The sequence below is a fragment of the Cohnella abietis genome (assembly GCF_004295585.1).
Lineage (GTDB): Bacteria > Bacillota > Bacilli > Paenibacillales > Paenibacillaceae > Cohnella > Cohnella abietis.
Genome location: NZ_AP019400.1, coordinates 6042026 through 6054916, shown reverse-complemented (window position 1 = coordinate 6054916; position 12891 = coordinate 6042026). Strand labels below are relative to the sequence as shown.

Below are 12891 nucleotides of genomic sequence, written 5' to 3'. Positions count from 1 at the left end.
TTAATCCTGTCTAGTTAGGGATATTATTGTCGATCAACTGCGGAGGAATATAACTTGAAAAGACGAAATCGGCTTATTCTTTTGTTACTAGTAACTGTACTATTAATCCCACAACCTTCATTTGCGGCTGATAGCGCATCTACTAAGTTGTCCAAACTCATGACAGAGCTTTGGTTGCCCATTACTATTAAAGATGGTTGGATTTATTATTTGCCAAGTGTTAAGGACCAGACCAGTCTATATCGAATTCATACGGACGGTACTGGCAAACAGAAGGTAAATAAGCCTTATTATATCAATCGTGACAAAAGCATTGTCGAGTTGTTTGAAGAAGGTAGTTTTTTAGATCAACTATCGAAGGATAATTTAACGACAATATATGATATCGTTGGCGAATGGGTTTACTACTATCGATGGCCTGATGATCAGGGCCAGCAGCAATCGGAATTCTTCTTCTATCGAATAAAGAAGGATGGGACTCAAGAGACTAAATTGGCAGCCTTGAATGATGGAAAGCCACTTAAAGACGGTGGAGTTCTTGCTATACAAGACGACTGGGTGTACATTCAGGGTTTTGGTAGAAGAAATGCAAAAGGCGTACCTTTATCGGATCTTTACCGCATATCAACTAAAGGCGGAAAGGTTGAAAAAATTATTACGGGTTATGAAGAAATTAACCTCAGAGCAGAGCCTAAGAGTTATAAAGAAATCAAGTTCACGGCTTTTTACCTCAGCGCTAACGAGCCATTAGCGATAAAGAACGGATACATTTATTATATAAATTCATCCGATAATTTTTACCTTTACCGATCTACGTTGGACGGGAAAAGCAAGAAAAAAATGGCTTCCATGCCTGTTGCGGGTAGTCTTATCATCGATTCGGACATCGTTTATTTTAATACCATTAATAAACAAGGCAAGACCTCATCCTTAGGCGACATGTATCGTGTTGGAGTGGACGGTACGAATCTTCGCAAGCTCGGGGATGGCCGCGGAGCAATCGTGATGGTACTTAACGGCTGGGCATATTTTCAGCAAGGGGATTTAGTTAACGGGTCCATGTCAAGGATTCGCATAGACGGAAGCGGGAAGAAAAAACTTACAGATTATCCGACTTTACCGTTGGGAGCTTACGGTGACTATATGAGATATGTAAAATATTCAAAAGGTTCTCCTGCTGGGGACTACAGAATGAAGCTTGATGGTTCCGAGAAGACGCTGATCAATCGATAAATAATGCTAGATTAGCGCAATATCAGTTCGTAAATCAATAATTTAAATATTTCCAGATTGACCCTTTTGTGATTCATGCAGAAGGGTTTTTTGATGTTTTATTTCTTAGTTTTTGGACACCTCGTTTACCCAAATTTTTGAGCGTCTTACTGGTAACGGTACAGAATTCTCCTACCAGCGGGTGATGCCAATTCTCCATCTTTCACTTTGAATTCTCTTTACAGAGGCGTCTGGGTCTGCTAGAATGACCAAATCCGATTGTTAACCTATATAAAATATTATGGTTAACAATTAAATGATTAACGGATGGTGATAATTTGTGATAACGGATTACGAACGGCTTGCTGCGATGAATAAGGATCACTTATGGCATCCTTTTACTCAAATGAAAGATTACAACAACTCTGATCCACTCATTATTGAACGTGGCGAAGGCATCATGCTGTATGACGTGCAAGGACGCGCTTATTATGATGGTTTCTCATCCGTTTGGCTGAACGTACATGGACACAATGTTCCGGAGCTAAATCAGGCAATTACGGAGCAGTTAGGGCGAGTCGCCCATTCCACTCTTCTCGGAATGTCCAATGTACCCGCAATCGAGCTTGCAGAAAAGCTGGTGGGGGTAAGTCCGGAAGGATTAAATAAAGTGTTTTACTCAGATTCAGGAGCAACCGGGGTCGAGATCGCAATCAAAATGGCGTTTCAATACTGGCATAACAAGGGAATACGAGGTAAAACGAAGTTTATCACGATGAATCAAGCATACCACGGAGATACAGTTGGAGCAGTGAGTGTCGGTGCAATACCTCTGTATCATGACGTGTTTCGCCCCATGTTATTTCCTTCCCACGTCATTCCATATCCCTACTCATATCGCCATGATGGCGGTGAGGCGGGGGCATTGGAAGATACGCTAACCGCACTACGTCATTTGCTAGAGACTCGGGCGGATGAAATTGCGGCTCTCATTGTGGAGCCCATAGTGCAAGGGGCTAGTGGCATCATAGTCATGCCACCAGGCTGTTTAAGCCAGATGGCCAATCTGTGCCGCAAGTATGGCGTACTGCTCATCGCTGACGAGGTGGCGACTGGTTTCGGTCGAACGGGGGCTATGTTCGCTTGTGATCTCGAAGATGTTTCACCTGATTTGATGGTGATCGGGAAAGGACTGACCGGCGGCTATTTGCCGGTGGCAGCGACGCTTGCGACTGACGAGGTGTACGAAGCGTTTTATGCCGATTACCAAGAGCAGAAAACATTTTTCCACGGTCATTCCTTCACAGGAAACCCACTCGGCTGTGCCGTTGCTTTGGCTAGCTTGAAGCTAATGGAAGAGCGCAACATGATCGAAGGAGTAAGAGCTAAGGCATCATTTGTTGAGCGTAAGCTCGCAGCGCTTAAAGAACGCCCGCATGTTGGTGAAATCCGACAAAAAGGACTGATGATCGGAATAGAGCTCGTACGCGATAAGATATCACGTGAGACGTTCGATTGGGCAGAGCGAATTGGTGTTCGCACGAGCTTGCGGGCCAGAGAGCTCGGAATGCTAACGAGACCGCTCGGAAATGTGATCGTCTTCATCCCTCCACTTGTTAGTAGTGAAGCTGAACTTGATGCAATGACAGATATTTTGGAGGAATCAATAATTCACGTCACTGAAGGTGGCTCGGTTACATGAACAAAGTGAGCATGGAAACGATACGCGGATTATTTGTGACAGGTACGGACACTGACGTCGGGAAAACTGTTGTAACGGCAGCCATTACTGCTATGCTCCGAGCTGAAGGGCTGAATGCCGGTGTTTGGAAGCCGGTTCAGTCCGGTGCTCTTCTTGGTAGCGGACTTACCGATGCTGAATGGCTGCTGAAAAGCACGGGAATCATCGAACGGCCGGAGGCAGTCGCACCATTTACATTTGAAGCTCCACTTACGCCAATGCTCGCCGCCAAGCAAGTTGGGGTAAATCTTACGCTAAAGGAAATTATCGCCGCAGGTTTACCACTCACTAAACGTTACGAGGCATTACTCATCGAAGGCGCGGGCGGCGTCGCTGTCCCACTGACCGATGACACCCTCATGGTGGACTTAATCTCAGAGCTTCGGATACCTGCATTAATTGTAGCGCGTTCTAGCTTAGGAACAATTAATCACACACTCCTGACTGCTTCCTTCCTTCGGGATCGTGAAGTCCCGATTGTTGGCGTCATATTGAATGATGGTGAGTCAATGGAACCCCATGATGATCCAAGCGTTGCTACGAATGCACAACTCATTGAACAATACAGCAGCCTTAAGGTTCTCGGTCGGTTTCCCCGTTTACAAGCCGAAGCTACGCCTGAGATGTTGATACATACCGTACGAAAAACCATAAAATTCGAGCCTATCAGAGAGGCATTAGCAGTTCAAACTATAGGAGGATGATTGAGATGAATACTATTGCAGCGGAGATGGATTGGCTGTCACTTGCCCAAAAAGCATTGGACGGACAATGTTTAACGTTAGAGGAAGGGCTTGCTGTGCTCGACGCCGACAATGATGAGGTACTACTGCTCATGCAGGCTGCGTTTAAGGTGAGAAAACATTTTTACGGAAAAAAAGTGAAGCTGAACATGATCATCAACGCCAAAAGCGGCCTTTGCCCGGAGGACTGTGGCTACTGCTCGCAATCGATTGTTTCGACGGCCCCGGTTAAAAAATACACCCTGCTTGATAAAGACACGTTGCTTTCAGGCGCACGTGAAGCGATGGCACGCAAAGCCGGAACCTATTGCATTGTAGCGGCTGGGAAAGGTCCAACAAACAAGGAGCTGGATCAAGTAGTGGAAGCGGTTAGAGAAATCCGTCAAACAATGCCACTGAAAATTTGTGCATGCTTGGGTATTCTCAAGGACGATCAAGCCGAACGTCTTGCTGAAGCTGGCGTACATCGCTATAACCACAATTTGAACACCAGTAAGGCCAACTATCCTTCCATCACGACGACCCATACCTATGATCAACGTGTTGAAACGGTGGAGAAGGTAAAGTTACACGGCATGTCCCCTTGCTCTGGTGTCATTATCGGCATGGGTGAGACAAATCAAGAAATTGTTGAAATGGCATATGCACTCCGCGAGCTAGATGCGGATTCGATTCCGATCAATTTTCTGAACGCGATACCTGGAACACCTCTGGAGCATGCAGGCCGCACGCCATCTATGAAAGCGTTGAAGGTACTAGCTCTATTTCGTTTCATTTGTCCTTCTAAAGAAATCCGCGTGGCAGGTGGTCGAGAGGTCAACCTCCGTACGCTGCAGCCCTTATCGCTGTTCGCCGCAAATTCACTCTTTGTGGGTGATTATTTAACGACAGCAGGCCAAGACGTTACCGCTGATCATCAAATTATTGAGGATTTGGGCTTTGAGATTGAATTAAATGCCCTTTAAGGCGGTGCCAACGATGTACTGGATGGAAAAAGAGCTTGAATTAATGGCTGATGCTTCGTTGGAGCGTTCCTTGCGTACAAGTAACTCAGTGTCGGGATCTCCTGGCTATACGTTGCGCGGAGAACAAGTGTTACTCAACATGTCGTCCAATGACTATCTTGGACTCTCCCAGCATCCTGCGATACTTGAAGTGATGCGTGAGGCTCTGCTTACGGAAGGAGCTGGCTCAGGAGCTTCACGCCATGTAACAGGTAACCACATGTCTTATCGTCGACTAGAAGAAGCACTGACCGATTGGCAAAACTGCGAAGCTGCGCTAGTTTTTGCTAATGGATATATGGCTAATTCAGGTGTTATTAGTGCACTAGTAGACCGAGGAGATGTTGTTTTCAGCGATAAGTTGAACCATGCGAGTATGGTGGACGGCATTGTATTGAGCCGTGCGGAGCATGCTCGGTACCGTCATAACGATATGGAACATTTGCGTACGCTATTAAACAAGTATCGTGATAAAAGGCGTAAGCTGATCGTTACAGACTCTGTTTTCTCCATGGATGGCGATCAGGCTCCATTGCGTGTGCTAGCTGAGCTTAAACGCGAGTACGGAGCGATGCTGATGGTGGATGAGGCACATAGTGGGGGAATCTACGGGGGGCGAGGCGAGGGATTGTGTCATGAGCTCGGGCTGCAGAATGATGTGGATATTCATATGGGAACATTCAGCAAATCCTTCGGTGTCTATGGCGCTTATATTTGTGGTAGCCGCACGCTAATTCGATGGCTGGTGAACAAGGCTAGACCGCTCATCTATTCAACTGCGTTGCCACCTTCTATCGTAGCTGGCATTTCAAAGTCGTTAGATTTGGTACAAAAGGAACACTGGCGTCGAGAAAGGCTTTATGCGGCAGCCGGGTTATTTCGGTCCTCGCTTTGTGACGCCGGGTTTAACATCGGTGCAGGCAACTCCCCAATCGTACCTTTAATCGTCGGCGATAACGATACGGCCTTACGCTTCAGCCGAGCGCTAGAAGAAGAGGGGATCATAGCAGTTGCCATCCGTCCACCTACTGTGCCTGATGGCACAGCGCGCATTCGCTTTTCCTTATCAGCCGTTCACACTGATAAGGAGTTGATCAATGCAGCCGAACGCATCCACAGCATCGGACTTCGACTACGGGTGTTGAGTCCATGATTACATTGGATTTTGATTCAGTGAAAACTCAGCCACAGACAAGCGGCACCATTTTATGGCTGTGCGGATGGAGTATGCCGGATACGATATTCGATCGGACTCGTGAGTTACTTCCGGATTTCCATCATATTTCTGTAGATTACAGTGATGCTGATTCTCCAGAGGAAATGCTGCTCTTGACTGAAAGAGCAGTAAAAAAACTTCTGTATTTGGATGGAGAGGCTTGTAGGACAAAGGCTTTCCACGGTCCACTGTTGATCGGAGGATGGTCTCTCGGAGGTTTACTGGCACTGAGACTAGCGATCCAAGGGTTCGCTGATGGCCTTGTGTTGTTCGGGGCAACTGCTCAATTTACGAGGTCCAAAGAGGAGTCTGACCTCGGTTGGGCAGATATATACGTTAGGAAAATGATTACAGGGCTCGTTAAGGATCGGCAAGGCGTTGAATCAAAGTTCCGACAGCTGATGTTCACTGAGTCAGAATGGAAGACTCATCTAGGCGAATGTCTTCCCTCAATCGGTAGCTGGACAAACCCAGCGCTAATCGCAGGTCTTCAAGTCTTGCGAAGCGAGGAATGCTTGTCTCAGCTGAAGAGCATCACTTGTCCAGTATTTCTTGTGCACGGGACTGAGGATAGTATTTGTCCTTATGGCGCTGCATTGGAGCTTATCGCCCAGTTACCAAAAGCAAAGCTATTGACGATACCTGCCTGCGGGCATGCCCCGTTCTTAGGAAGGGAAGACCAAATAGCTAATGAACTTAGGAGATGGTGGCATGAGCAGCAGGATAAGTGATATCCGACGTCAATTTAACCGTAGTGCCAATTCGTATGACGCTCACGCTCATGTTCAGCGTTTGATGTCAGATCGGCTTGCAAAATCTTTCTTAGGGTGGAAGAACAAAAGTAACATAGCCGGGCCCCACATTGTTGAGATCGGCTGCGGCACGGGGGCGCTGACCGAGATTCTAGTCACGGAATGGCCCAGTGCGAGCATTACTGCAATTGATATTGCGCCCGCGATGATCCAATTGGCTGAACAACGTGTCCTATTAGATGAAGCGAACTTTAATCGCATTAGAAAAATGACTCCGGATCGTTTACGTTTTCTTCATGCTGATGTTGAAATGTGGGCGGAAAATGCTCCGACATCCTCGTTTGATCTCATCGTCTCCAACGCCTGCTTTCAATGGCTGAGCAATCCTAAGCAAACACTTGGTCACCTTCGGCGGATGCTTCGTCCTGGAGGCGCGCTCATATTCACGACATTCGGGCCTGATACATTTTGCGAGATGCATAAGGCTTTCAATGAAGTTTATCGAGCCAATGGAATGGAGCCGCAGCGGCACGGACTGCGGTTTCTATCGCCAAATGAATGGAACAGCGTGCTCAAGGAATCGGGATTTTCAAGTATCCAATCAGAAAGCTCGATTCATACGGAAAAGTATGCTTCAGCAAGAGATTTTCTTCACACGGTAAAAGCGATGGGAGCCAGTACTTCTGAGGCTGTTACTATACGTGGTCTCAGCTCGCGACGACTGTTCGCCAGCATGTATAAGGAATACGAGGGGAAGTTCAGCATACAGGGAGGTGTTGCTGCTAGCTATGACCTTCTATTGATCCAAGCATCTTAGCCCAATTACGGCAGCGGCGTCTAGAACATTGTTTTTAATGTTCCAGACGCCGCTGTATTTTTTAAAGCGCTTTGAATCCACTTCATTATCAAGTTTCCCAAGATTCGAGTCCTAACAATTTGCATCCTAATGGGGAGAGGTATGTCCAAAACGGTTTCGCATGCCAATACTGCACTCTTTCTTGTTTGGTCACGTCATCGAATTTGTTAGCGGGGATCATGGTCAGGGGGAGCCAAAATGAATCGAAGTCTAAATCAAGGTCAAGATGACATCTTTCCGCATCGAAAATAATGAGATCGCACTTATTAATCCTCTGAGGACTGTTGCCTTTATGAATCATTATCTCTGTTTGCAGACATATCCTTCCTCGAATTTGATTAGTCTCGCTCGGATCGAGACTAACCATTAATGCCTGCTCACCTAGAACTTCGCTGAAGGCATTATAGACAGGCTCATACATTCGAATATCCCATAACGATTGATGATGAGTGGAATACGCGGCATTCGTTCCGCCACTTATCAGCCATTGCAGATAACGGAGAACATAAAAGTGAGTCACAGCTTTGGGATAAACAACAAATCCGTGTTGCCCCCAACTGGAAACATCCTTTATTTTCGGTATGTCCAATGTATTCTCCTACCTTTCATCACAATGCATATTGAACTGTAAGGAAAAAGAGCACTATGCTTATCAAGTTTTTAAGAAGTTGTGATCAGTGTAGCAGATGATGCCTTAAAAAAACAAGTTGTAATTGCATGATAAACACTTATAATGGCTTATAAGTACTTAAATATCTGCAATTGGTGGTGAGGGTACAATGTATCAGGAAGAACGTCTCAACAAAATTGTTGATTATATAAAGCAGCATGGGCGTGTTAGCATTCAGGACATTTGCAATCTTTTCGGAGTATCCCGTGACACGGCTCGCCGTGACCTTTTAAGGATGGAAGAGATCGGTCAAGTCATCAGAACGCATGGAGGAGCCATTCTCCCTAAACAAGCGAATGAGGTTCATGAATACAGAGAACGTCTGGTACGTGAATCAGAAGAGAAGCATAGGATCGGGGTTTTTGCGGCCTCTCTTGTTAACGATGGCGACTTCATTCTGATGGATGCTTCAACGACGGTCCAATTTGCTGCCGAACATCTTACTTCTACTAATGTAGTCGTTGTTACAAATTCAATCGATAATGCGGATGTACTCTCCAAGAAGCCTGCTGTTCGAACGTATCTTCTTGGGGGAGAATTGCATCCTCAGCATAGGTTCTTATTTGGACAATCGACAATCGACAAACTAAGGGATTATCAAGTAGACAAATTGTTTCTTGGGGCTTGTGGCATTACACCTGATGGACTCTTTTACCTGAATGAAGAGGATGGGTTTGTTAAACGTGAGATGATTAAACGAGCAAAGCAAATTGTCGTGTTAGCCGACCATACGAAATTCGGGACACAAATGTTCTATCGAGTCTGTGGGCTTGAAGCCATTGACTTGCTGATAACGGATAAACAGCCTGAACAGGCTTTTGTAGAGATTCTTCAACAGAACAACGTTGAGTTGTTAATTGTTTCAGAAGAAGGAATGACTGAATAACTCATGCGCACTTACTAAATACCTTCATTTTGATTGTTTTCGATAATCTTGTGGCACCAAACCAAGCTGTTTTCGGAAAATAGATGTGAAGTAACTACCGCTTTGGAAACCACAAGCCAGTGCTATTTCGCTTATTGATCGTTTTGTTTCCTTCAGCATTTCACAGCTTTTTTGAATTCGATATCTAGTTAGATACGTGTTAGGGGTTTGACCTACAAACTTATTAAACAATGTGCAGCAGCGACTCTTGCAAACAGTTCCCGCCGATGCTATATCCTCTAGCGTTATTTTTTTCTCGTAGTGCTGGCGGATGAAATGGGTCATTTTCTGAACATTTGTCCACAAATTTATGTCTTCAGATTGCCCTACCTTCCGTTGTAGGTGATCTCCGGTTAAGGCACATAAAGCTAAAGCTTGTGAAGCGAGGCTAAGCGGATTTGGGGAATGGCTATCGTGCATTTCATCATAAATCGCTTGAAGAGACAGCAATATGCTCTGTTGCCAGGCAACATGGTTTGTGAGTAATACAAAGTCGTCTGTGGTTTGACTGAATTTTTCGTTCCAATAGGTTTGAAGTGGGGATACACCTTCGCCAAGAAGGGCGGGGTGAATGACAACAACTATGAATAAACAATCGAAATGATTATGGGAGAAACCAAAATGTATTCGGCGGCTATTCACGAAAATTCCATGCCCTTGTTCTATGCGAGTAATATGTCCGTTAACAGAAAAATCCATTGCTCCTTTCAGAACATAAATGAACTCTATATCTAAGTGCCAATGCGCTGCAGCAGCATAATTATTAAATTGATTCAAGCTTCCTTTACGAACATAAAGGGGCAAATCAGGAAGATTATAATTCAAGCGTTCCGATAAATCCGAAAACACCTCTAAGTTTTTAATCAAGTTGAACACTCCTTTGATCTATATACGATTCTTATAATAATATAGTCAATTTTAATAGATTGGACAAAAATTTTGTTCTATATTGATATCATTCAATTTTTGACAGGAAGGAGAGAGGGTAGAATAAGGTGAAAAATCCTATGCAACTAACAGCACCCATGAACCGTGATTTTAATCGGGAGCTTATGACTCTCGTTATTCCCATTGCATTGCAAAATCTGATCTCAGCTTTGGTCATTTCAATAGATGTGGTCATGGTGGGCATGATTAGCCAAACTGCGATGTCGGCTGTATCGCTCGCAGGACAAATTACCTTTGCGTTGACCTTGTTTTACATGGGAATGGCAACAGGAGCGGGTGTTCTTACTGCGCAGTATTGGGGCAAGAAAGATCTAGAAACGATACAGCGCGTTCTCAGTATAGCTTGCACATTCTCGCTATGTATCTCTGTTATATTTTTTTCAGTTACGTTCTTTGCTCCGGAAACGCTAATGCGATTTTTTACAAAGGATAACGAATTAATAGAATATGGTTCAAGGTTTTTACAAATGATTTCTTTCTCGTATATTGCAATGGGTCTTTCACAGATGTATCTCACCGTAATTAGAAGCATGGAAAAAGCACGACTGAGTGCTTCAATTAGCTCAATATGCTTAATTTTGAACATATTGTTCAATGCAATCTGCATCTTTTTTCTCTTTCCGACGATGCCTAAGCTCGCGGTTGCGGCTGTTGCCCTTTCAACGGTTTTAGCTCGTTTCATTGAACTTGCCTGCTGCATTGTACATTCCGTTACCAGAGGGACGATTCGCTTCCGGCTTCCTACACCTAAAGGCAGCCAGATTAATTTGTTAAAAGATTTCTGGAAATACACCTTGCCTATCCTAGGCAATTATATGGTCTGGGGCATTGCTTTAACTGCGACAGCCGCCATTATCGGTCATGTAAGCTCTGACATGGTTGCAGCTAACTCCGTGGCATCTATGGTCAAAAATCTGGCTGTTGTACTATGTGGAGGTATTGCCAGCGGTGGATCTGTATTAATTGGTAAATACTTGGGGCAGGGTGAGATTGAGAAAGCGAAGCATGCGGGTAACAGGATGAGCCTGTACGCTTTAGTTTTTGGATTTATTGCTGGCTGCACGATTTTGGCGCTAAAACCACTTGTTTTCTCCATCGTGAGCCTGAATACTACTGCACAAAATTACTTGGATGGCATGCTGTATATCAGTGCTTTTTATTGTATTGCCAAATCGATGAATGCCACGATCATTGCGGGTATATTTACTGCTGGCGGCGATTCTAAATTTGGGTTTTGGTGCGATACGGTTGTGATGTGGGGCATAATATTGCCACTTGGTTACTTATGTGCTTTTGTTTACCAAGTACCTCCCATCGTGTTGTATCTCGTAATTAGCTTGGATGAGGTCGTTAAGCTTCCTGTTTCTTATATCAGATATCGTCAATACAAATGGTTGAACAATATTACAAGAAACTTTGAACAAGCTCATTAAAGAAATTGGTATAAGTCATATCCAGAGGAGACTAATGAATGAATATTCAAGAGCGAATGAAGAACGGTCAATTGTTCACCGATCACGATTCTAATTACCCAGAGGAAGCTGCTGCTCTATCTCGTGCACGCCAGCGTGGCAAAACTCTGTGCTACGAAATTAATCAATTGCATCCCGATGATCTGGATGGACGGAAAATTCTGATGAAACAGCTGTTTGGGAGCATGGGTGAAAATGTATGGATGGAGCCCCCAATCCGTATGTCCTACGGGTCGAATACTACGGTAGGTAATAATGTGTATATCAACTTTAATTTAACGGTTGTTGATGACTATAAGGTTACGATCGGAAATGACGTAATGTTTGGTCCAAATGTAACGATTGCTGTGACCAACCATCCAGTACACCCGGAAAAGCGCAAAGAAGGTGGAATGTTTGCCTTACCGGTCATTATAGAGGATGGCGTTTGGATCGGTGGCGGCGCAATCATTTTACCGGGTGTTACGATCGGAAAGGGAAGCGTCATTGGGGGAGGAAGTGTAGTAACTAAAGATGTTCCAGCCAATGTAATAGCAGTCGGTAATCCCTGCAAAGTCCTCCGAGAGATTACGGATCAAGACAAAATCTTTTATTACAAAAACATGCGTTTTGATCAGGTGGAATGGTAAAAATAGTATTGTTTCGATCGAATAAATTGGAGATGAAAATATGACTGAAGAAGAACGGATTTTTAAGGGAATTTTATTTAGTCCTGGTAATCCTGAGTTAAAGGCGATAAAGCTTCGTGCACATAACCTTAGCAGTCAATATAGTCGCACTTTTGAGGAACAGACAGAGGAACGCAAAGAGATACTTGAACAGCTGCTTGGCAAGCTGGGGGAACGTAGCTTCATTCAGGGGCCTATCTTCTTTCATTACGGGGTTCACACAGAAATCGGAAATCACTTCTTTGGCAACTACAATCTTACCGTACAGGACGATGCAAAGGTTACGATTGGGAATAATGTCAGCTTTGGGCCTAATGTAACGATTGTTACACCCATTCATCCGTTCATCGCCTCTGAACGCAGGCAGATGATTGATCAAAATGGTGATCTTAAGTCGCTATGCTACGCCAAGCCTGTGACGATCGGAAACGATGTGTGGCTCTCAGCGAATGTAACGGTATGCGGCGGTGTTACGATTGGAGACGGATGCGTTATAGGAGCGGGTAGTGTGGTGACTCAAGATATCCCAGAAGGCTCCTTTGCTGCAGGTGTTCCATGCAGAGTAATTCGCCAGATTACACAAGCGGACAGTATGGAGTTTAAACCGGAAGTGTTGGCAGATTGCCGTGTGATTCCGGATTTAGAGTCCTAAACACGTAATGAAAGAGATTCATTTAACGATGA

13 protein-coding genes are annotated in these 12891 nt (G+C 44.7%); 11 read left to right on the top strand and 2 right to left on the bottom strand.

Annotation, left to right across the window (positions count from 1 at the left end):
* Positions 1-54: 54 nt before the first annotated feature.
* From KCTCHS21_RS26450 to bioC, 7 genes are all read left to right on the top strand, one after another.
* The gene (locus tag KCTCHS21_RS26450) at positions 55-1233 is read left to right on the top strand and encodes a DUF5050 domain-containing protein (protein WP_130615055.1); all 1179 of its coding nucleotides are present in this window, start codon (positions 55-57) and stop codon (positions 1231-1233) included.
* A 349-nt stretch (positions 1234-1582) separates the two neighbouring features.
* Positions 1583-2914 carry an adenosylmethionine--8-amino-7-oxononanoate transaminase gene (gene bioA / locus KCTCHS21_RS26445; protein ID WP_232058271.1) on the top strand — a complete coding sequence of 444 codons (1332 nt, stop codon included), beginning with the start codon at positions 1583-1585 and terminating at the stop codon, positions 2912-2914.
* Positions 2911-3657 carry a dethiobiotin synthase gene (gene bioD / locus KCTCHS21_RS26440; protein ID WP_232057971.1) on the top strand — a complete coding sequence of 249 codons (747 nt, stop codon included), beginning with the start codon at positions 2911-2913 and terminating at the stop codon, positions 3655-3657. Before bioA ends, bioD begins: the two co-directional genes overlap by 4 nt.
* A gap of 5 nt (positions 3658-3662) precedes the next feature.
* Entirely contained in the window at positions 3663-4661 is a 999-nt protein-coding gene (gene bioB / locus KCTCHS21_RS26435; protein WP_130615051.1) for a biotin synthase BioB, read from the top strand.
* A 13-nt stretch (positions 4662-4674) separates the two neighbouring features.
* Positions 4675-5853 (top strand): 8-amino-7-oxononanoate synthase, encoded by a 1179-nt coding sequence (gene bioF, locus KCTCHS21_RS26430; protein ID WP_179952642.1) that lies wholly within the window; start codon positions 4675-4677, stop codon positions 5851-5853.
* Positions 5850-6647 (top strand): alpha/beta hydrolase, encoded by a 798-nt coding sequence (locus KCTCHS21_RS26425; protein ID WP_130615045.1) that lies wholly within the window; start codon positions 5850-5852, stop codon positions 6645-6647. Before bioF ends, KCTCHS21_RS26425 begins: the two co-directional genes overlap by 4 nt.
* Positions 6628-7485, top strand: coding sequence for a malonyl-ACP O-methyltransferase BioC (gene bioC, locus KCTCHS21_RS26420; protein ID WP_130615043.1), 858 nt, complete (start codon positions 6628-6630; stop codon positions 7483-7485). Before KCTCHS21_RS26425 ends, bioC begins: the two co-directional genes overlap by 20 nt.
* 88 nt (positions 7486-7573) lie before the next feature.
* Here bioC and KCTCHS21_RS26415 read toward each other — a convergent pair whose 3' ends face one another.
* Positions 7574-8113, bottom strand: coding sequence for a hypothetical protein (locus tag KCTCHS21_RS26415; RefSeq protein WP_130615041.1), 540 nt, complete (start codon positions 8111-8113; stop codon positions 7574-7576).
* 190 nt (positions 8114-8303) lie between these two features.
* Between KCTCHS21_RS26415 and KCTCHS21_RS26410 the strand changes: the two genes are divergently transcribed.
* The gene (locus tag KCTCHS21_RS26410) at positions 8304-9080 is read left to right on the top strand and encodes a DeoR/GlpR family DNA-binding transcription regulator (protein ID WP_130615038.1); all 777 of its coding nucleotides are present in this window, start codon (positions 8304-8306) and stop codon (positions 9078-9080) included.
* Positions 9081-9104: 24 nt separating this feature from the next.
* Here KCTCHS21_RS26410 and KCTCHS21_RS26405 read toward each other — a convergent pair whose 3' ends face one another.
* Positions 9105-9944: a helix-turn-helix transcriptional regulator gene (locus KCTCHS21_RS26405; protein ID WP_232057970.1), complete on the bottom strand. Its 840-nt coding sequence runs from the start codon at positions 9942-9944 to the stop codon at positions 9105-9107.
* 182 nt (positions 9945-10126) lie between these two features.
* Here KCTCHS21_RS26405 and KCTCHS21_RS26400 point away from each other — a divergent pair, with 182 nt between their 5' ends.
* From KCTCHS21_RS26400 to KCTCHS21_RS26390, 3 genes are read left to right on the top strand one after another with little or no spacing between them, the layout of a single operon-like run.
* Complete coding sequence (locus tag KCTCHS21_RS26400) at positions 10127-11500, top strand: MATE family efflux transporter (protein ID WP_232057969.1); 1374 nt, start codon at positions 10127-10129, stop codon at positions 11498-11500.
* 38 nt (positions 11501-11538) lie between these two features.
* Entirely contained in the window at positions 11539-12168 is a 630-nt protein-coding gene (locus KCTCHS21_RS26395) for a sugar O-acetyltransferase (protein ID WP_130615036.1), read from the top strand.
* 40 nt (positions 12169-12208) lie between these two features.
* On the top strand, positions 12209-12859 hold the full coding sequence (locus KCTCHS21_RS26390) for a sugar O-acetyltransferase (RefSeq protein ID WP_130615034.1): 651 nt from the start codon (positions 12209-12211) through the stop codon (positions 12857-12859).
* The last annotated feature ends 32 nt before the right edge of the window (positions 12860-12891 follow it).

Excerpts from the sequence above, each read along its gene's own strand:
- bioA (WP_232058271.1), top strand. The coding sequence starts at position 1,583 with ATGAATAAGGATCACTTATGGCATCCTTTTACTCAAATGAAAGATTAC.
- bioD (WP_232057971.1), top strand. The coding sequence starts at position 2,911 with ATGAACAAAGTGAGCATGGAAACGATACGCGGATTATTTGTGACAGGT.
- bioB (WP_130615051.1), top strand. The coding sequence starts at position 3,663 with ATGAATACTATTGCAGCGGAGATGGATTGGCTGTCACTTGCCCAAAAA.
- bioF (WP_179952642.1), top strand. The coding sequence starts at position 4,675 with ATGTACTGGATGGAAAAAGAGCTTGAATTAATGGCTGATGCTTCGTTG.
- KCTCHS21_RS26425 (WP_130615045.1), top strand. The coding sequence starts at position 5,850 with ATGATTACATTGGATTTTGATTCAGTGAAAACTCAGCCACAGACAAGC.
- bioC (WP_130615043.1), top strand. The coding sequence starts at position 6,628 with ATGAGCAGCAGGATAAGTGATATCCGACGTCAATTTAACCGTAGTGCC.
- KCTCHS21_RS26410 (WP_130615038.1), top strand. The coding sequence starts at position 8,304 with ATGTATCAGGAAGAACGTCTCAACAAAATTGTTGATTATATAAAGCAG.
- KCTCHS21_RS26400 (WP_232057969.1), top strand. The coding sequence starts at position 10,127 with ATGCAACTAACAGCACCCATGAACCGTGATTTTAATCGGGAGCTTATG.
- KCTCHS21_RS26395 (WP_130615036.1), top strand. The coding sequence starts at position 11,539 with ATGAATATTCAAGAGCGAATGAAGAACGGTCAATTGTTCACCGATCAC.
- KCTCHS21_RS26390 (WP_130615034.1), top strand. The coding sequence starts at position 12,209 with ATGACTGAAGAAGAACGGATTTTTAAGGGAATTTTATTTAGTCCTGGT.